Raw genomic sequence first — 16,604 nt, 5'->3', positions numbered from 1 at the left:
TCCGACTCGCCACGGGCGTACCTGCTCGAGCGCGAGGCCGGCCGCGATCCCGGCCAGACTGGCTTCGGGGATCGGGATGTTCGTCAGCTGGCGGTTCGTGTGACTTCCTCGAGGAATGCGGCGGGTCGCTCGATGTGCGGGACGTGCCCGGCGTCGCCGATCACCTTGAGCGGCCAGCCGAGCCTGGTGCGTGCCTCCTCGGCGAGGCGCAGCGGTACGAATCGGTCCTTCGCACCCCAGAGCAGCGTCGTGGGGACATCGATCTGGTCGTGGACCTGTTTGGTGCAGGTGGTGACCAGGTAGCGCATCGTCCGCTTGACGTGCGGTACGCGGGCGCGGCTCCGCGTATAGGTGCTGAAGGCGTGCATCCAGTCCGGGTTGCGGCGTCGTACGGAATCGAGATCGTGGAACGCCCACCGTTCGAAGCGCTCCATGTTCGCCTCGGACGGACGCAGCGCGAACCGGACAGCGATCACTTGCAGCCCGATCGGCAACCGGTACGGCCCGACCCCAGGTACGCCGTAGAGCACCAACCGCTGCAGTTGCTCGCCGTGAGTCGCCGCGAACCGTGCGGCCAAGGTCCCGACGAGCGAGTGCGCGATCAAGGTCGGCGGCTGATCGCAGGTCAGTTCGAGCAGCGCGCTCAGCCAGCTGTCGAACGTCGCCTGGTCCAACCGAGCGACCGGATCGGACTGGCCCAGCCCTGGCACATCAGGTACGACGAGCTGGTGCTGCTCCGCGAGCCGTGGAATCACCGGCGCCCAATACGCTCCGCCACACTCGATACCGCCGTGCAGGAGAACGAGCGGCGGTCCGTCCCCGCCCTCGAGAACGACTGTCGACACGTCGTTGACGTCGATCCGCCGTTCGTCGACCGGCAGGCCTTGGAGCAGCCGCTCACGCTCGATCATGAGATCAACGTAGGACTCGTTGACGTACATCCGCTTCGGAAGAACTACCCAAACCACTGTGCGCGGAACTGCGAACAACCACGTACCAGCTGGCAGGGCGGCCGGTCTTTCCCGGCCGCCCAGCGGTGAGAGCGAGATTCGAACTCGCGAGCCGACATGTCAGCCGACCGACGGTTTAGCAAACCGCTGCCCCTACCAACAGGCGGACCTCACCACAGGTTCCTGCCGCGTTCCCTGACCACGGCAGAAACCTGTTCAGCCCTTGACGCAGATGACCTGCTTGAGGTGGGCCACTACCTCGACCAGGTCGGACTGGGCGGCGATGACCGAGTCGATGTCCTTGTACGCTGCCGGAATCTCGTCGATGACGCCGGCGTCCTTGCGGGACTCGACGCCGGTCGTCTGAGCGACCAGGTCGTCGACGGTGAACCGGCGCTTCGCCTCGTTGCGGCTCATCCGCCGGCCTGCCCCGTGTGAGGCCGAGTAGAACGAGCGCTCCGAGCCGAGCCCACGGACGACGTACGAACCCGTGCCCATCGACCCCGGGATCAGCCCGAGGTCCCCGCGCCCCGCCCGGATCGCACCCTTGCGGGTGACGAGCAGGTCGAGCCCGTCGATGTGCTCCTCGGCCACGTAGTTGTGGTGGCACGAGATCGGCTGCTCGAACCGTACGTCGACCTCGAACGACTCCCGCACCGCCTGCATCACCAGCGCGAGCATGACGGCCCGGTTCCGGGCGGCGTACTCCTGGGCCCACGTGAGGTCGCGACGGTACGCGTCCATCTCCGGCGTACCGGACAGGAACACCGCCAGATCACGGTCCGGGAGGTCCGCGTTGTGCGGCAGGTCCCGGGCGATCCGCATGTGCCGCTCCGCGAGCTCCTTGCCGATGTTCCGGCTACCGGAGTGCAGCATCAGCCACACGCGGTCCTCGTCGTCGAGGCAGACCTCTATGAAGTGGTTGCCGGAGCCTAGCGAACCCATCTGCTGCTTGGCCTTGCGTTCCCGGTCCTGCACCCCGTCGTGCAGACTCGTGAACTCGCCCCACAGCTTGTCCCACGGACGTGGGTCCAGCCCAAGCCGTCGTACGCCGATCTGGTTCTCGTGAGCCCGGAAGCCCACAGGTACGGCGGCCTCGATCCGCGAACGGATCGCCGACAGGTCGTCCGGAAGGTCAGAAGCCGTCAGCGAGGTCAGGACACCTTCCATCCCACACCCGATGTCGACCCCGACCGCGGCCGGCGACACGGCTTGGTTCATCGCGATCACCGACCCGACGGTCGCACCCTTACCGAGGTGCACGTCCGGCATCACCCGGACCCCGTGTACCCACGGCAGCGCCGCAATGTTCCGCAGCTGCTGCAGCGCCTTCGCATCCACGTCGTACTCCTGCGCCCACATGAGCGTGGAGCTCTTGGCCCCACTCAACTCAACAGGAAGCTCCACGTTCATCTCCCCACTCTCCTTCTGAATCGTCCGTTCCTGCCTTGTTTTCAAGGGATCTGAAACACAGAAACTGTCGGTGGCGATCGGTAGTACTTGACCATGAGTTCTCGCCTCCCCGCTCCAGAGTCTCGAACCTGCCGTCTGTGCGGCGATGTCTTCGTGACAAATTGGTCACGTTGGATGTGCTGGCCATGCCGCGAGTCGTCCCTGGGGCACGCGTCATGTCCCGACTGTGGCGGCCGCAGATCCCGTACCGCCGCGCGGTGCCGCACCTGTGCCAACGGCGGCCCGCAACCACCGGTGCGGGAGATGTCCCCGTCGGCGCTGGCCTGGCTTGCAGGCCTGGTTGAGGGCGAGGGGACCTTCACCAACTCGACCTCCTCGTCGGTTCTGCGAGTGGTCATGACCGATCTGGACGTACTCGAGAGGATCGAGCGGATCACCGGCGTCGGGTACATCCGGTCCATCGCCAGCAGGAAGCCGCACCACAAGCAGGCCTATGGGTGGCAGGTGAAACGACGAGAGCATCTCGAGCCACTCGCCAAACTGCTGTGGCCGCTGATGGGGTCGCGTCGCCGGGACCAGATGGCGTCCTGCAAGACACTCCGGCAGGTCTCATGGCCGGAGATCTCCGTACCTCCCATCGAGCTGTCTGGTCCCGCTGCGGCGTGGGTTGCGGGCATTCTGGAGGGTGAAGGCTGCTTCAGCTTGACGAGGCGTCATGGTGGACGGATTGATCAGAGCTCGACGGATGCTTACATCGTCGAGCGAGTGCACGACCTGACCGGTGGCGACCTATACCACCAGGCCGCGCGCAAGGAGCACTGGAAGCCGGCGACACTCTTGGCGATCCGTGGCCGCGGCAACCTTCGACGCGTACTACCAGAGATCCTTCCCTGGCTGCTGCAGCGCCGAGGGGCGCGAGCGTGGCCCATCTACGAGTGGTCCAAGAGCTCCCGCTGGCTCGCTGACGCTGGAGATCCCGCGATCCCCGGTTCAGGTCATTGAGTACGGCGTACGGCTGCCAGGGCAGGGGTCGAACCTGCGGGGCCTCGGGTCAGAACCGAGGGTGGGTCACCGGCGCCCACCTGGCATCGCGCTCGTCGGCGGCACCGGTGGGTGTCGCGTCAGAGCGCTATCTCGGCACGGGAAGGGACCCACGGCTGCCAGAGCAGCGGCATGCCGGCCTCTTCCGGTGTTCGCGAGCCTTTCCTCTCGTTGCACCCCGCGTGCGCGGCGACGGCGTTCAGCCACTCACCTCGACCGCCGCGTGATCGTGGGATCACATGGTCCATCGTGGTGGCGCCGAGCTGGCCGCAGTACGCGCAGGTGTACTTGTCGCGCTTCAGTACGCCGGCCCGCGTGTACTGCAGCCGGCCGGAGGCGTAGCGCCACTTCATCACGACGTACCGGACGAGACGCAGGACGCGGGGGAGGGGGAACGGTCCGATGCTGGCGCCGTCGTGCGCTTCCTCGACGACGGCGACCTCCCGGACGAGCATCCGGATGGCGTGCGGGATCGACACGACGTGCAGCTGCTCGTACGAGGCGTTCAGAACGATCACACCGCTCATCTGGTTCCTCCTCCCTTCCAGTGTGCCCGACCCGCGGTCAGCAGGTCGGCGATCTCGGTGTCGGTCAGTCGGTGCGGCCCCAGGGATTCGAACCCTGAACCTCCTGGTTCTAAGCCAGGTGCCTCTCCCAGTTGGGCCAGAGCCGCGGGCGTACGACGTACGCTGCGTGAGCACGTCGTACTCGAGGGTGTCCGGCGGGGCTCGAACCCGCTTTCTCCGGGGTCACGTCCCGGCGCATCGCCCGCTTCTGCTTCGGACACAGCACGCCCGGCAGGATTCGAACCTGCACCCTCCTGCTTCGTAGGCAGGCGCTCTGTCCGGTTGAGCCACGGGCGTCCGGTGCCCTGCGCCGGATGTACTGCGGATTTCCGTCGCAGGGCACGCTTGTGGCGCCCGCTCGGCCGGTAGCTGAGCATCCTGCGGGCGCCTGGTCCAGTTGGAGGGACTCGAACCCCCGATCCCCTCAACCCAAATGAGGTGGCCTGGCCGCTGGCCTACAACTGGTCCTCTCCCGGCTCCGCGAAGGGCCGGGAGAAATGCGATGAATGTCCAGTTGTCATTGTTCGTGCCGATATCCGTGAATACCGGAAAGCACCGATGGAGGGAATCGAACCCTCATGACGCGGGTTTGGAGTCCGGTCCGCAACCATTGCACATCGGCGATGGCCCGTGGTTCGGGCAAAAGAAAAGAGCCGCCTGCTGCCGGTGCCCGGCTCAGACGGCTTCTGGAGGTCTCCCCAGTAGGAGATCACCCAGATGAACCGCCCATGCTCGGGCTGAGCTGGTGGTAGAAGGCCTCGTCGCCCACGGATCGCAGGCACGCCGACAAAGCCATGCGGCCGGGCCGCCAGGCTTCGTTCAGGATGTCCGTTCCGTACACGATCTTCTCCTCAAGGTCTTTGGTCTTGCGGGAAATAGTCTGACCCAACACCGACAACTAAGTCAACGCATTTCCCAAAACAATCATTCCCCCGCTATTCCAACGCCCCTCCGACGTACGCCGCCCCATACTGGTTCCGGCACGCCGGCCCACCCCGGGTTCCGGCGTACGGCGCGATCGCCCGCCCGTCCTCCCGGGGTGACCGCGACCACACCCCGCACCCCGCCGTACCCCTCCCCAAGGATCCGATTCGGAATCCTCCCCCTCCTCCCGCTACACTCTTGCCTCGGCACCCGCCGCCTTAGCTCAGTCGGCAGAGCGTCTCACTCGTAATGAGAAGGTCGTCGGTTCGATTCCGACAGGCGGCTCCACACGAACCCCCAGGTCAGAGGGCACTCTCCTCGGCTGGGGGTTCTGTCGTTCCAGCCTCAAGCGCCCGCCGTGCCCCCGAGGTCCCCCCGATCTTCCGGGCGCCCCCTGAAGGACCCGGCGAGCGCACGGATCTGCCGATGAGCAGATGCCTCGTAGCGTCATGTGTTGCGCGGCTTGGTGGATCGCGGTCAGCCGAGTCCGTCAGGATGCACACATGGAGATCACCGAGGCTCGTCTTCCGGTTGACGTCGACGAGATCGTCGAATTCGTGGTGAAGCGAACCCCGAAACAGGACCGGGCGATCCTCCGCTCGGATCTGGACCAGGGCACCGCACGAAGCCTCCGTGTGATGGTGGCCCGTGAACCCGACCGTGCGCTGGCAGGCGTGGCTGTCGCGAAGACCGCTGCCACCCTGCCGGCGGGTGCGCTCTTCGTCATGGTGAGCACCCGGGCCGACCGCGGCGGGCGAGGTCTCGGCGCGCGCTTGTTCGCGGCCGCGCGGGCGGAGCCGGGCGACGACGTGACTCGTCTGGTGGGGTGCGTTCTCGACGGAGACCAGGTCTCCATGGACGTGGCGCTGCATTGGGGATTCGAGCGCCAACAGACGTCGATCACCAGCGCGTGTGTCCTCGACGACGCGGTGTCCGTCGCGCCGCCCGGTGGTGTGACCGTCGAGGTGTGCGACGACCTGGTCTTCGACGACGAGGAGGCCGTTGAGGCCATGCTTCTCGCCAGCCAGACGAACCCCGAGGCCGATCTCGGGCTGGTCCTCACGTTGTCTGGCCTGCGTGGGACCGCGGCGCCCGGACAACGGCCCCTGGCGGTGCTCACCCGGGTCGAGGGGCGACCTGGCGCGATCTCCTTTGCCCTGGCCGACGGCGACCAGATGCACCTGATGTACACCGGAGTCGATCCGAGCCAGCGGGGTCGAGCCCTGGCCCGCTGGACCAAGGCGTTCCTGCATACCCACGCGCACGGCCTGGGCATCCGGATGGCACTCACCGAGAACGAGGAGAGCAACGCGGGCATCCGTCACGTCAATGACCAACTCGGCTACACCCCGCACAGTGCGTGGCATTGGATGATGCGGCCGCTAGGTTGACCTCGCCGGGGGCCTCTCGAGAACTCGCCGGGGCTGCATCCGTTCGCTCCACGAATCGTCCGCACATGCCGCGGATCGTGCTTATGCCGATCACATGCGGGTCCGGCTCGATATCCTCCGTGCGTGTCCCGATACGTGATCGTCCTCGGCAGCAACGCCGACCTGTTCGGCGACGTGCGACGGACCCTCTTGGCTGACAGTCGGTTCATCGACGCCGGCGACACCATCCACTGTGACGGCGCAGCCGCACCACTGACGAACATCTATGCCGTCGACGTGAACCCCGCCGAATGGGAGGACTGGGACTCGACAGGTGGAATGCCTGACCCGCGAACCATGTCGACCTTGGTGCTTGAGTGTCGCTCCGCCGCTTGGGTGGCAGAGGTGGGGGAGATCCTGGCCCGAGGTATTGATGCGCCCATCTGGTTCGTCGATTCTGCCGACACCGTCTGGCCTGCGGATCAGATCGACGCAGAACGGGTCGCGCTCGGCTGAACGCACGGACATGCCGCAATCCGTGCTTTCGACAGTCGCAGATCACCTGGCGGACAAGTGTCGCCCATCACCTTACGGAGGACAGTCGAGCTCGCCGCCGACTCTTGACATGCGCCGCGCTGGCCTGGGTTTGGCAGCTATGAGGGGGACGGGGCAGGTGTGGAGACGCTGACGGACGAAAGTCCTTGGCCACGCTCGGGGCAGCGCAACTATCGTCGGCCAAGTGATCATTCGCCCCGTTCGTGAGAGCGACATTGAGAGCCTTCACCAAAACCGTCTGTGCGGGCTCACCATCGACGAGACCCCCACACTGGTCCTGTCGGCGATCGACGAGGAACACGGGCGCGAATTCCGCTTTCTCGTCGCGACCGAAAAGGACGGCGGCGTGGTGGGGATGACCACGGTAAAGCGCCTGGAGCATCGGTTGTGCAGGCATCGGGCCGAGCTGGGCGGCCTTGTCATTCTTCCCGTCGCTCGTGGGACAGGTCTCGCTCGAAGGATTGTGGACGCTGCGGGCAGTCACGCCAGTAACTGGGGTTGCTCGATCCTTGAGGTCAGCTGTCGCGGCGGCACTCATGCCGAGAAGGCCTACATCGGACTCGGATTCCAGGTGTGGGGTCAGTTGCCCGGCGGCTACCACGATCACGATGGTCTCGTCTTCGATGAGGTCCGATTGTGGATGCCGCTTCCAACGAAGACACCGTGACTGGTCCTTTGAGTTCGCAATGACGACCAGGGCGTGCATCGTGCCCTAACCGGTGGTCAGTGGCGGTCACTCAGGGGGTGCTGTAGGCATCGGTTTCAGGCGCCGAGATTACCGCTACGCGGGCGGGCGGCCGCACTTCCAAACTGGCTACGCCGAGGGGGAGCGGTGCCCCCGAGATGCCCCCGGACTGCCCTAAACAGCCGTCAACGACCCCTGGCCACTAGGCACGATCACAGCCCCAGGCCGGGAGTCGTCGCATGGTTGGTGCTTACGGCAACGGACTCGTAATAAGGTCGTCGGTTCGATTCCGACAGGCGGCTCCACTAGAAGTACGCGCTGACCTGCGCAAACCCGGTTCGACGCGGGACCGGGCAGCCGGCCCGGTTGCAGTTCGAGTTGCAGTTCGGTCACTCTCACCGTGTACCGCCCCAGAGCGCGCGGCCCATCTGCTGGGCTGCGTCAACCGCCATCGGTGACGCAACGTGTGTGTACCGCTGCGTCAGTCGGATGTCCGAGTGGCCGAGGATCTCCTGCACGATCCGGACGTGTACGCCGAGCTCAATCAGCACCGCTCAAACCCGAGACTTGACCGACTGGAACACGTTGCCCGCGGGATAGTGGATGCCTAAGCCACACTCACCGGAGGGGAACACACATGACGCGACTTCTCGCACTTGGCGCGTTAACGGCCGCCGCGGTCGCGTTGCCCGCGTTGCCAGCCGTCGCCGACGCCCCGCCCGGACATGGTCTGGAGACGTTCACCGTCGCCTGCGCAGAGGGCGCGATCACCGTCGTCGGCACGCCCGGCGACTCGGCGAGCCGGTGGATCGACGACCAGCACATGGTCTTGCTATTAATCACCTTTACGCCTACCGGGGGCGTAGAAATCGTCGCCAAGACATTTGGCAAGAAGACTGGCCTTGCCTCGAACGCGGTCAGCTGCACGGTGACGGACCCGGACGGCACCGCCACCGTGGTACGGGCGCCCGTGCCGCCGGTGCGATAGCACGTCCGGCGGCCCACCGCTCCAGACCGTGGCCCGAGCCACAGCGAGCAACGGGGAAAGAGGAGTCGGCAGGCCACCGGACCGTCCACGATGCAGTTGCAGTACCGGTCGTCGATTCGATTCCGACAGGCGGCTCCACACGAACCCCCAGGTCAGAGGGCACTCTCTGAGGCTGGGGGTTCGTCGTTCCCAGCCCCGATCGCTGTGACGGGCGTCGTCAGGCTCGGTAGGTCGCGAGGGTGTTGATCAGGGCTTGGTCTATCGGTGCGGCGTGGGCGCCGAGTTTGTTGGTGATCTTGGTGCTGTCGACGATGAAGGGTTCGTCGAACTGGTACTGCATCTCGGTGAGTTCCCGGACTGTTGGATTGAACAGGCCGAGAGCGCGGAGCATCAGCGGTGGCATGGAGCGAAGCTTCGTGCGGGGTTGTCCGGCGTGCTGGTAGGCGAGGTCGACCAACTGTCGGGTGCTGCGGGTGTCAGGGTCGTTCGGGATGTGCCACACCTGACCGGGGGCGTCGGGGTGTTCGCCGAGTACGGCGAGCGCTTCGCCGATGTCGGGGATGTAGGTGTACGTGTGCGGCTGGTCGGGGTCGCCGAGGACCGTGGCGGTCTTGCCGGCCAGGGCGGCAGGGAAGACGCGGTCACCGAGATTGGATTGCGCTCCGCCGCGGGGTCCGAAGTAGTCGGATGCGCGGCCGATAGCGACCTCGACGCGGCCGGCTGTGTGGGCGGCGAGGAGTTCGTGTGCCATGCGTCCCCGGAGTTGGCCTTTCTTGGTGTGTGCGTCGTACGCGCGATCTTCGGTGAGGATGCGACCGTCGGGACGCCCGTACATGTAGACGTTCTCCATGCTGACCATCCGCGCGCCGGAGGCTTGGGCTGCGGCGAGCACACCGGCCTGCAGGGCAGGGAATTGCGCGGTCCACTCGGGGTACGGCGGGTTGAGGGTCTGATAGACGACACGCGCACCCTTGGCGACGGCTGTGGTGAAGTCGGGGTCGCGGGCGTCACCGCCGACGACTTCGACCTCGTCGGGTACGCGTGCGTGTCCGGAACGGTTGACGAGCCGGGCGGTCTCGCCGCGTTGCCGTAGCGCGTCGAGCAGTGCGAGGCCGATCGCGCCGGCGCCGAAGATGACGTGCTGGGGTGTGCTCATGCCTTGGTCTCGATCCGTGGCTGTGTCGGAGTCGGGCCGGCCTCGGCGCGATACGGCAGCAGGTAGTGGAGCAGTACGCCGGACAGCGCGGAGAAGGTGACTGCTCCGTAAGCGCCGTAGATCGTGAACTGGTCTTCGACGCTGATGCCGCCGAGGGTGGTGACGGTCCAGCCCAGCGCCCACAGGAGCGGCAGGGCGGCGGCCCATGCCCACCGCCGGTGGATCTGAGCCGGTAGAGCGAATGTCTGCGCCGCGCCCAGGACGATGCCGGCGAGGAAGCCCATGAGAGCGAGGTCGCCGAGCGATGTGCCGTAGTCGACCACGACCGCGCCGAGGAGGAGCCCGAGGCCCATGCCGATCGCGGTGGCCGGTATCCACCGGCGTGGGTCGAGCCGTCGGCGGCTGACCAGTACCTGTCCGGTGCCGAGTACGGCGCCGGTGACCACGCCACCGAGCAACGCGGCGACGGCGTCGTTGACGCGGCCCGCTGCCAGGTCGCCGGCGATACCTGCGATGGGGAAGGCGAGGAAGCCTGCGGTCCAGAGCAGCCAGGTACGTAGGAAGCTTGGTTGTGGTGTAGAGATTCCGTTCATCGTGCTCAACTCCTGAGCTCGGCAATAGCCGGCTGGATTGTGATGCGTATGGCGCGGTAACACCGAGCAGGATCAGCCACAGGTAGCTGCCGAAGAGGCTGCCCCGGACAGGGAATCCGGACACGGCCGTGGCGAAGATGTCGCCCTGGTTGAAGAAGTACAGAGCACTCGCGACCAGACCGAGCCAAAGAGGCTGTGGCGACCTGACGGTCACTCAGCGCAAGATCTGACCGCGCTGACCTCAGCATGGGCCCCACCATCAACTCTGTCCGTGACCAGCACGCGTCAACCCACCGCCCAGCCCTCCCTCGGACGGCTGACCTCAACGTTGACAGGGATGGTTCTCCCGAGGATGGTGAGCAACACGGGGCGTATGTGGGTGGGGGTGTCGGGCGTGTTCGTCGTTGACGGACACGGACGCCGGGGTCTTGTGCTGCCTGCAAGGGAGCTCAGAAGGTCAGCTTTGCCGTCTGGCTCATCGCCAAGGGCTTCAAGCCGTCAACGGTCACAGCGACGAGATCTCCTGAGGTCGAAGGACACACCCCGGTACCTCTGGGGTGAGAAGCAGACGACCCCGCTTCATCCGTTGTGCAAGCCCTTTGGAGAAATGGTTCTGATGACAACATCTGTTGTGTACCCGGTGCATGTGAACGCCGCGCCGGATCCGAAATCGTCCAGGTGGCTCTGGCTGGTCAAGTGGATCCTTGTGATCCCGCACTACGTCGTCCTGCTGTTCCTGTGGATCGGCTTCATGGTCAGCTCGGTCGTGGCGTTCTTCGCGATCCTGTTCACCGGCCGCTATCCACGCGCCATCTTCAACTACAACGTCGGCGTGATGCGGTGGTCGTGGCGCGTGAACTACTACGCCTATGGAGCACTCGGCACCGACCAGTACCCGCCGTTCACGCTGGCCGAGGTCGAGGACTATCCCGCGCACCTGTCGGTCGACTACCCCGAACACCTGTCCCGAGGCCTCGTTCTGGTGAAGTGGTGGCTGCTCGCGATACCGCACTACATCATCGTCGGCATCTTCGTCGGCGGTGGAATGTGGGCTGCGAACCGGTCCGACAACTGGCAATGGAACATCGGCGGCAGCGGTGGCCTCGTCGGAATCCTGGTGATCATCGCCGCCGTCATCCTGGCCTTCACCGGCGCCTACCCTCGATCCCTGTACGACGTGATCCTGGGAATGAACCGCTGGGCTCTCCGGGTCGCGGGCTACGCGGCCCTGATGACCGATGTGTACCCGCCGTTCCGCCTCGACCAAGGCGGCAGCGATCCCATCCTCGCCGTACCGCCTCCATCACGCGACCCAAGCTCCGAGCACATGCTCAGGGCGTCGGACGCTGACGCGGCTCCGGGCGGCACACCCTGAGCCACCTGCGCTAAGCGTGCGGTGTCGTTTCCCGGACACTCATCCGTTCTCCGGGGCGGCTGAAGATACTGAGGATCTCCGCGGGTTCGTGGCCGGTGCTGCCGAACCAGTGCGGCTGTTGGGTGCTGAACTCGGCGACCTCGCCGGGTCCGAGCACCCAGTCGTCGTCGCCGACGACGAGGCGCATGTGGCCGGACAGCACGTAGATCCACTCGTGGCCGTCGTGGGCCCTGAGCTCGGGGGTGCCTTTGCTGCTCGGAATGACGATCTTCCACGCCTGCGTGCCCTCTGCCTGTTGCGTCAGCGGGATCACTGTCCGGCCCTTGACGCGACCCGGCTTGAGGCGGATGCGCGGATCGCCCTGCACCGGCGCGGCGACGAGGTCGTCGAGCGGCACTCTGTACACCTGCGACAACGCCAGCAGCAGTTCCAGGGTCGGCCGCCGCTGTCCGGTCTCGAGCCGCGACATCGTGCTCTTCGAGATCCCCGTCGCTGTCGAAACCTCGGCCAGGGTCATCCTGCGCTGCGCGCGCAGTCGCTTGAGCCGTCCCCCGACCCTCTCGAGCACCGCGGCGATCTCCGCCGCTGAGGTGTCCTCCACAAGCTCATCTGACGCCCATTTCCCACAAACAGCAACCTTCGTAGCCGAACCTCCGACTCAGCGCCAGCCTTGGACCATGACCACACCATCGCTCGGTTCGAAGCCCATTCCGACGTCGCAGTCCGCCACACCTGGACCGCCGTCCAAGCACCAGTTGGCCCTGATGATCTGGCTGGCCGTGTTCCCGACCCTTACCGCTCTCAACCTCGTTCTCGGCGACTGGCTCGGCACGCTGACGCCGGTCGTGCGGACGTTCGTCCTGGCGACCATCGCCGTACCGATCGTGATCTACGGGCTGATGCCGCAGTTGCACCGGCTGCGCCGGCGCCTGCTGACCCGCAACCATCACTAGGAAGGGAACGTCATGAGTGCACGAGACAACACCGCCGTTAGCGGCGAACCGCGCGTACGGGCGCCCGGCGCACCTCGCGACCAGGAACTGACTGTCCGGCGGATGAACGTGATGCGGCTCGGGTACGCGTTGATGGGGGTGGGGCTGGCGATCGTCAAGTGGCCGATTGTGGTTCAGGACGTTCGATCGCTGCCGGTGATGGAAGGAGTTGTCGCCTGTCTGCTGACGGGCATGTCGTTGCTGGCCTTCCTCGGGCTCAGGTACCCGGTGCGGATGCTGCCGATCCTGCTGTTCGAGGTGGCCTGGAAGGTCATCTGGGTCGGTACGGTCGGGATTCCGCACCTGATCGCCAACGACCTGAGCACCGAAGCACGCGGCGTCCTGATCAACTGCACCGTCGTCGTCTTCATCGTGGCCGTCATCCCGTGGCGCTACACCTGGCGGCGCTACGCCCGGACCCCTGGCGACGCCTGGCGCTAACAGGGTGATGCGCCTACTTGTCGGTTCCAAGCACTGCGTCGAGCCGATCCGGCCAGTCTTCGTGGCCCAGGTCGGCGCCCATCAAGAGGTCTCTCCAGTCCGACTTGGCGAGAGCGACGTACTGCTGGAACCGGTACCAGTCGCCGGCTGTGCGGATCACGAGTGCAGCGTGGATTCGTTCAGGGTCCTGGCCGCCGATCACCTGCTCGGGCAACTCACGAAGCTCCGCCAACACCATCTCCGCAGTGCCCTCGAGGAACTCACGATTGATCCAGCGAGTTAGCCGCGGACTGATCTCCATGGCCACAATCCTCGCGTACGACGGTTGCCGAGGTACTCGCAACGCCGTTCTCGAGGTACACGGCGTCCGGCGTCCGTCGGTTCTTGAAGCCGGCCGCGACGCGTGCGAACTGTTCTGGGTCGAGAAGATGCGCGGCCTCATCGAGTGTGACGAACCTGGAGGACGTGACCTCCGTCGGCTGGAGCACGATCCGCTCGATGTCGGCCGGTGCCAGCACCCCGCCGTCGAACAGGAACGCGACGATCTCCGTGAAGTCTCCTGACTGCGGGATCCAATCGACGGCGAGCAGCCTGCCTGGCTCGACCAAGAGACCGATCTCCTCCACAACCTCACGCTGGGCGGCGAGGCGCGGCGACTCATCGCGTTCGACAACTCCGCCCGGGATATCCCAGGTCGGCTTGTAAGGCGGCTTGAGCACGAGCAACCGGTTCGCTTGATCCGTGATCAAGCAGTCGGCAGCCATACGTTTGGTTGGGAGTCTCGCGGTGAAATGACCGTCATCGCTCACGCTGCCAGCCAACCACAACTCGCGTGGACGTCTCCTGACCTGGGGTCTGTCAGTTGTTGGGCGGAGTCCAGAGGCCGAGCCACTGTTCGGCGCCCCAGGCTTCGTAGCGGGCTGCCTCGGTGAAGCCGAGTTTGGTTGCGAAGCGCATTGAGGCGAGGTTGGCGGACTGGGTGGTTAGGACCACGGGTTCGCCGGGGCGGGCGGTGGTGAACCAGGTGAGGGTGGCGGCGCAGGATTCGGCGGCGTAGCCGTGGCCCCAGGAGGACGGTAGGAAGAGGTAGCCGAGTTCGACCGACGCGAGTTCCGGGCGGACCTGGTCGGGGTGGTTCGGGTCGCGTTGGTAGAGGGTGACCATGCCGAGCATCGCTCCGTCGAGGTCGACCACGAACAGGCCGGTACGTCGCCGCGGTACCTCCGGAATCGTGCGCTCGAGATCGTCGCGGGACTGCGGGCCGCCGATGTACGTGCCTGCCTCCGGCGAGGCGAGCAGCTCGATGATCGCCGTACGGTCGCGCGCCTCGGGCTCGCGGAGCACGAGGCGCGCGGTCTTGATCGGGTCGGGCGGCCAGGCGACGGATTCGAGCTCGCTCTTCATCGCCGCCACCCTAGCCGCGCGTCACTCGATCGGGTCGGGGTCGTACATGAATTTGCGGACGTCCTGGGGGCAGCGGCAGGCGGTGGCGATCTTGGCGGCCCAGTTCAGGGCCTCTTCGCGGGTCGGGACGTCGACGATCAGGACGCCGCCGATGAGTTCCTTGCTCTCCGGGTCCGGGCCGTCCGTTACCAGTCCGTCGGTGCCGACCACCGCGTGTTCGACGTCGCCGTCGTCGTAGCTCAGCCCGCCGCCGAACCGGAACACGCCGGCGTCCTTCGCCTCCTGACACACCGCGCGAGAGGCCTTGCCCACCTCGGGGAAGTCTTCCTCCGGGATGTGGTCCATCGCGCCCTTCTCGAACGAGATCAGGTATCGCGGCATCTCGTCACTCCTCGTCTCGGCGACCTCCTTTGGTCGCCGCTCACCCCTGCAACGAACGGCGAACCCAGGATCCGACACGACGCCGCAAATCACCCGAAGCAGGCCGGTGGTGCGTGGTTGAATGCGCGGATGGAGGCGCACCCGGTTGATCAGGCGCGGTGGGAGGACCTGGTCGAGTTGTTCGGGCCGAGCGGCGGGACGCGGGGATGCTGGTGCATGGCCCGTCGGCTGCCAGCAGCAACAGTTGCCGCGAACGGGAACGCCGAGAACCGCGCCACACTTGAGGGTTTCGTCGAGGCGGGCGTCCCGGTCGGGCTCATCGGGTACGTCGATGAACGCCCGGCGGTCTGGTGCGCCGTCGCCCCGCGGACGGAGTACTACGCGATCGTCCACTCGCGGACGCTGCCGATCGACGAGCCGGACGACGAGACGATCTGGGCGATCAACTGCCTGTTCGTGAAGGCTGGGTACCGCGGGCGAGGGCTGACCTCGCCGATGGTCGACGCGGCCGTCGAGTACGCGCGGAACTCGGGTGCGCGGATCGTGGAGGCGTACCCGGTGAAGGCGCTGCCCGGTGATCCCGGCCGCGGCGTACTCAGCACGTTCCTCGCCGCCGGCTTCACGACGTACGCCGAGGACCGTACGTCGGCCAAACGCAACGTCGTCGTACGCCGAAGCCTGTGAACGCCCAAGCCCGCGCCGCCCGCGCGGAGGCAAGACTGCAGGCGGCGCACGAGCTGCTGCGGAACCTGGACCTGATCGAGCGGTGGAGCGCGTACGGCGAGGTGGCCGTCGTCGGCTCCGTGGCGATCGAGCTAGTCGTGGACCCGGACATCGACCTGGAGATCCGCTCGGAAGAGCCATGCGTCGCGGACGGGTTCGCCGTGATGAGCGTCCTCGCGGAGCTCCCGCAGGTACGCCGGATCACCTATCTCGACGCGCGCGACCGCCACGAGCAAGGCCAGTACTGGAAGCTCGAATACGAAACGCCCGATGACACGTGGACAGTGGACATCTGGGTGTTCGGCCCCGAGGCGATCGGCGGCGGACCGCTGGCCGAAGCGCTCCGAGACGTACTCACGCCGGCCACCCGCGACACGATCCTCGCGATCAAAGAGGAGGCCGCGACCCGAGGCGAGCGCGCACGGGGCTACTGGCTGTACCAGGCGGTGCTGGACGGTGGCGCATCGTCGTACGACGAATACCGCGACTGGCTCGGCGACCGCAACATCTACGAACGCACCGGCTGGCTCACTGATTCCAGCTCCACGTCTCCCCGTCGAGAGTGAATCCCCAGTCCCGCCCGCGGACGCCGTACGCCAGGTAGTCGACCGCAGGTACGGCGATCGGCGGGTACGGCATCTTGCCCAACAGCAGCACGGCCTCCTCGACCGGGACCCACCGAACCTCCATCACCGACCCGTCCGGATCGTCGACCGCGAACGCGGGATCGCTCACGTCCACGACGTAGTTCCAGGACCGCGACGTCACGCGACCCTCAGCTGTCGTCCGGGTCGTCCACACCAGCTCGAGATCTCCCGCCGCGGCGACCAGCCCCGACTCCTCGCGCAGCTCCCGCACCGCCCCCTCCGCTGGACTCTCACCGTCCTCGACGGCCCCGCTCGGGAGATTCCAGTACGGCGCATCCCAGGCCTCGTACCGCTCCCGGACCACCGCGACCATCCCGTCGTACCGTGCGATCACACCGGCATATCGCTGCATGCGGGCGAGTATTGCAGTTCCGGAAGGGGAGCGTCCGGAATCGGATCT

22 protein-coding genes and 6 tRNA genes are annotated in these 16,604 nt (G+C 66.3%); 11 read left to right on the top strand and 17 right to left on the bottom strand.

The window, feature by feature from the left end; genetic code table 11:
* Nucleotides 1-83: 83 nt before the first annotated feature.
* The 3 genes from EV649_RS34575 to EV649_RS34565 all read right to left on the bottom strand — a co-directional run bounded on the left by EV649_RS34575 (nt 84) and on the right by EV649_RS34565 (nt 2,312).
* Nucleotides 84-911, bottom strand: a complete 828-nt coding sequence (locus EV649_RS34575; RefSeq protein ID WP_157996366.1) for an alpha/beta hydrolase — start codon at nt 909-911, stop codon at nt 84-86.
* A 123-nt stretch (nt 912-1,034) separates the two neighbouring features.
* Nucleotides 1,035-1,125, bottom strand: a tRNA-Ser gene (locus tag EV649_RS34570).
* Nucleotides 1,126-1,166: 41 nt separating this feature from the next.
* Entirely contained in the window at nt 1,167-2,312 is a 1,146-nt protein-coding gene (locus EV649_RS34565; protein WP_347233164.1) for an RtcB family protein, read from the bottom strand.
* Nucleotides 2,313-2,666: 354 nt separating this feature from the next.
* Here EV649_RS34565 and EV649_RS34560 point away from each other — a divergent pair, with 354 nt between their 5' ends.
* Nucleotides 2,667-3,365, top strand: a complete 699-nt coding sequence (locus EV649_RS34560; RefSeq protein ID WP_130387902.1) for a hypothetical protein — start codon at nt 2,667-2,669, stop codon at nt 3,363-3,365.
* A 119-nt stretch (nt 3,366-3,484) separates the two neighbouring features.
* On the opposite strand, the gene EV649_RS34555 is transcribed toward EV649_RS34560, so the two are convergent.
* The 5 genes from EV649_RS34555 to EV649_RS34540 form a co-directional block, all read right to left on the bottom strand.
* Nucleotides 3,485-3,931, bottom strand: coding sequence for an HNH endonuclease (locus tag EV649_RS34555; RefSeq protein WP_130387901.1), 447 nt, complete (start codon nt 3,929-3,931; stop codon nt 3,485-3,487).
* Between the two features lie 72 nt (nt 3,932-4,003).
* Nucleotides 4,004-4,077, bottom strand: a tRNA-Leu gene (locus EV649_RS34550).
* Nucleotides 4,078-4,117: 40 nt separating this feature from the next.
* Nucleotides 4,118-4,191 (bottom strand) — tRNA-His (locus EV649_RS40975).
* 2 nt (nt 4,192-4,193) lie between these two features.
* Nucleotides 4,194-4,267, bottom strand: a tRNA-Arg gene (locus EV649_RS34545).
* Between the two features lie 92 nt (nt 4,268-4,359).
* Nucleotides 4,360-4,435, bottom strand: a tRNA-Pro gene (locus EV649_RS34540).
* A gap of 671 nt (nt 4,436-5,106) precedes the next feature.
* On the opposite strand from EV649_RS34540, the gene EV649_RS34530 reads away from it, so the two are divergent.
* The 4 genes from EV649_RS34530 to EV649_RS34515 all read left to right on the top strand — a co-directional run bounded on the left by EV649_RS34530 (nt 5,107) and on the right by EV649_RS34515 (nt 7,486).
* Nucleotides 5,107-5,182 (top strand) — tRNA-Thr (locus EV649_RS34530).
* A 215-nt stretch (nt 5,183-5,397) separates the two neighbouring features.
* Nucleotides 5,398-6,285 carry a hypothetical protein gene (locus EV649_RS34525; RefSeq protein ID WP_130387900.1) on the top strand — a complete coding sequence of 296 codons (888 nt, stop codon included), beginning with the start codon at nt 5,398-5,400 and terminating at the stop codon, nt 6,283-6,285.
* Between the two features lie 135 nt (nt 6,286-6,420).
* Complete coding sequence (locus tag EV649_RS34520; protein WP_130387899.1) at nt 6,421-6,780, top strand: hypothetical protein; 360 nt, start codon at nt 6,421-6,423, stop codon at nt 6,778-6,780.
* A gap of 223 nt (nt 6,781-7,003) precedes the next feature.
* Entirely contained in the window at nt 7,004-7,486 is a 483-nt protein-coding gene (locus EV649_RS34515) for a GNAT family N-acetyltransferase (protein ID WP_157996365.1), read from the top strand.
* Nucleotides 7,487-7,899: 413 nt separating this feature from the next.
* Here the strand turns inward: EV649_RS34515 and EV649_RS34510 are convergent, their stop codons facing one another.
* Entirely contained in the window at nt 7,900-8,055 is a 156-nt protein-coding gene (locus EV649_RS34510; RefSeq protein ID WP_130387897.1) for a tyrosine-type recombinase/integrase, read from the bottom strand.
* 86 nt (nt 8,056-8,141) lie between these two features.
* Here EV649_RS34510 and EV649_RS34505 point away from each other — a divergent pair, with 86 nt between their 5' ends.
* Nucleotides 8,142-8,492, top strand: coding sequence for a hypothetical protein (locus tag EV649_RS34505; protein ID WP_130387896.1), 351 nt, complete (start codon nt 8,142-8,144; stop codon nt 8,490-8,492).
* A gap of 217 nt (nt 8,493-8,709) precedes the next feature.
* Here the strand turns inward: EV649_RS34505 and EV649_RS34500 are convergent, their stop codons facing one another.
* Both EV649_RS34500 and EV649_RS40970 read right to left on the bottom strand, forming a co-directional pair.
* Complete coding sequence (locus EV649_RS34500) at nt 8,710-9,648, bottom strand: NAD-dependent epimerase/dehydratase family protein (protein ID WP_157996364.1); 939 nt, start codon at nt 9,646-9,648, stop codon at nt 8,710-8,712.
* Nucleotides 9,645-10,241: a hypothetical protein gene (locus tag EV649_RS40970; RefSeq protein WP_157996363.1), complete on the bottom strand. Its 597-nt coding sequence runs from the start codon at nt 10,239-10,241 to the stop codon at nt 9,645-9,647. The genes EV649_RS34500 and EV649_RS40970 overlap by 4 nt, the downstream gene beginning before the upstream one ends.
* A gap of 616 nt (nt 10,242-10,857) precedes the next feature.
* Between EV649_RS40970 and EV649_RS34495 the strand changes: the two genes are divergently transcribed.
* Nucleotides 10,858-11,616, top strand: coding sequence for a DUF4389 domain-containing protein (locus EV649_RS34495; RefSeq protein WP_130387894.1), 759 nt, complete (start codon nt 10,858-10,860; stop codon nt 11,614-11,616).
* A gap of 10 nt (nt 11,617-11,626) precedes the next feature.
* Here the strand turns inward: EV649_RS34495 and EV649_RS34490 are convergent, their stop codons facing one another.
* Nucleotides 11,627-12,217 carry an XRE family transcriptional regulator gene (locus EV649_RS34490; RefSeq protein WP_130387893.1) on the bottom strand — a complete coding sequence of 197 codons (591 nt, stop codon included), beginning with the start codon at nt 12,215-12,217 and terminating at the stop codon, nt 11,627-11,629.
* Nucleotides 12,218-12,293: 76 nt separating this feature from the next.
* Between EV649_RS34490 and EV649_RS34485 the strand changes: the two genes are divergently transcribed.
* Together EV649_RS34485 and EV649_RS34480 are read left to right on the top strand one after the other, a co-directional pair.
* Nucleotides 12,294-12,569, top strand: coding sequence for a hypothetical protein (locus tag EV649_RS34485; protein ID WP_130387892.1), 276 nt, complete (start codon nt 12,294-12,296; stop codon nt 12,567-12,569).
* A gap of 12 nt (nt 12,570-12,581) precedes the next feature.
* A complete protein-coding gene (locus EV649_RS34480; protein ID WP_130387891.1) occupies nt 12,582-13,049 on the top strand; it encodes a hypothetical protein in 468 nt (155 codons plus the stop codon).
* Nucleotides 13,050-13,062: 13 nt separating this feature from the next.
* On the opposite strand, the gene EV649_RS34475 is transcribed toward EV649_RS34480, so the two are convergent.
* The 4 genes from EV649_RS34475 to EV649_RS34460 are packed head-to-tail and all read right to left on the bottom strand — an operon-like array spanning nt 13,063 to nt 14,834.
* Nucleotides 13,063-13,350, bottom strand: a complete 288-nt coding sequence (locus EV649_RS34475; protein WP_130387890.1) for a hypothetical protein — start codon at nt 13,348-13,350, stop codon at nt 13,063-13,065.
* Nucleotides 13,310-13,858, bottom strand: a complete 549-nt coding sequence (locus EV649_RS34470) for an NUDIX hydrolase (protein WP_130387889.1) — start codon at nt 13,856-13,858, stop codon at nt 13,310-13,312. Before EV649_RS34470 ends, EV649_RS34475 begins: the two co-directional genes overlap by 41 nt.
* 49 nt (nt 13,859-13,907) lie before the next feature.
* On the bottom strand, nt 13,908-14,453 hold the full coding sequence (locus tag EV649_RS34465; protein ID WP_130387888.1) for a GNAT family N-acetyltransferase: 546 nt from the start codon (nt 14,451-14,453) through the stop codon (nt 13,908-13,910).
* A gap of 21 nt (nt 14,454-14,474) precedes the next feature.
* Nucleotides 14,475-14,834, bottom strand: coding sequence for a YciI family protein (locus EV649_RS34460; RefSeq protein ID WP_130387887.1), 360 nt, complete (start codon nt 14,832-14,834; stop codon nt 14,475-14,477).
* Between the two features lie 129 nt (nt 14,835-14,963).
* Here EV649_RS34460 and EV649_RS34455 point away from each other — a divergent pair, with 129 nt between their 5' ends.
* Entirely contained in the window at nt 14,964-15,518 is a 555-nt protein-coding gene (locus EV649_RS34455; protein WP_130387886.1) for a GNAT family N-acetyltransferase, read from the top strand.
* Nucleotides 15,515-16,123 (top strand): hypothetical protein, encoded by a 609-nt coding sequence (locus EV649_RS34450; protein WP_130387885.1) that lies wholly within the window; start codon nt 15,515-15,517, stop codon nt 16,121-16,123. Before EV649_RS34455 ends, EV649_RS34450 begins: the two co-directional genes overlap by 4 nt.
* On the opposite strand, the gene EV649_RS34445 is transcribed toward EV649_RS34450, so the two are convergent.
* Nucleotides 16,086-16,556, bottom strand: coding sequence for an NUDIX hydrolase (locus tag EV649_RS34445; protein ID WP_130387884.1), 471 nt, complete (start codon nt 16,554-16,556; stop codon nt 16,086-16,088). The two genes, EV649_RS34450 and EV649_RS34445, sit on opposite strands and share 38 nt — an antisense overlap.
* Between the last annotated feature and the right edge of the window lie 48 nt (nt 16,557-16,604).

Source organism: Kribbella sp. VKM Ac-2569, from assembly GCF_004216905.1.
Classification (GTDB): Bacteria; Actinomycetota; Actinomycetes; order Propionibacteriales; family Kribbellaceae; genus Kribbella.
Note: the sequence above shows the minus strand (reverse complement) of the source record. Positions and strands in the feature narration are given on the sequence as shown.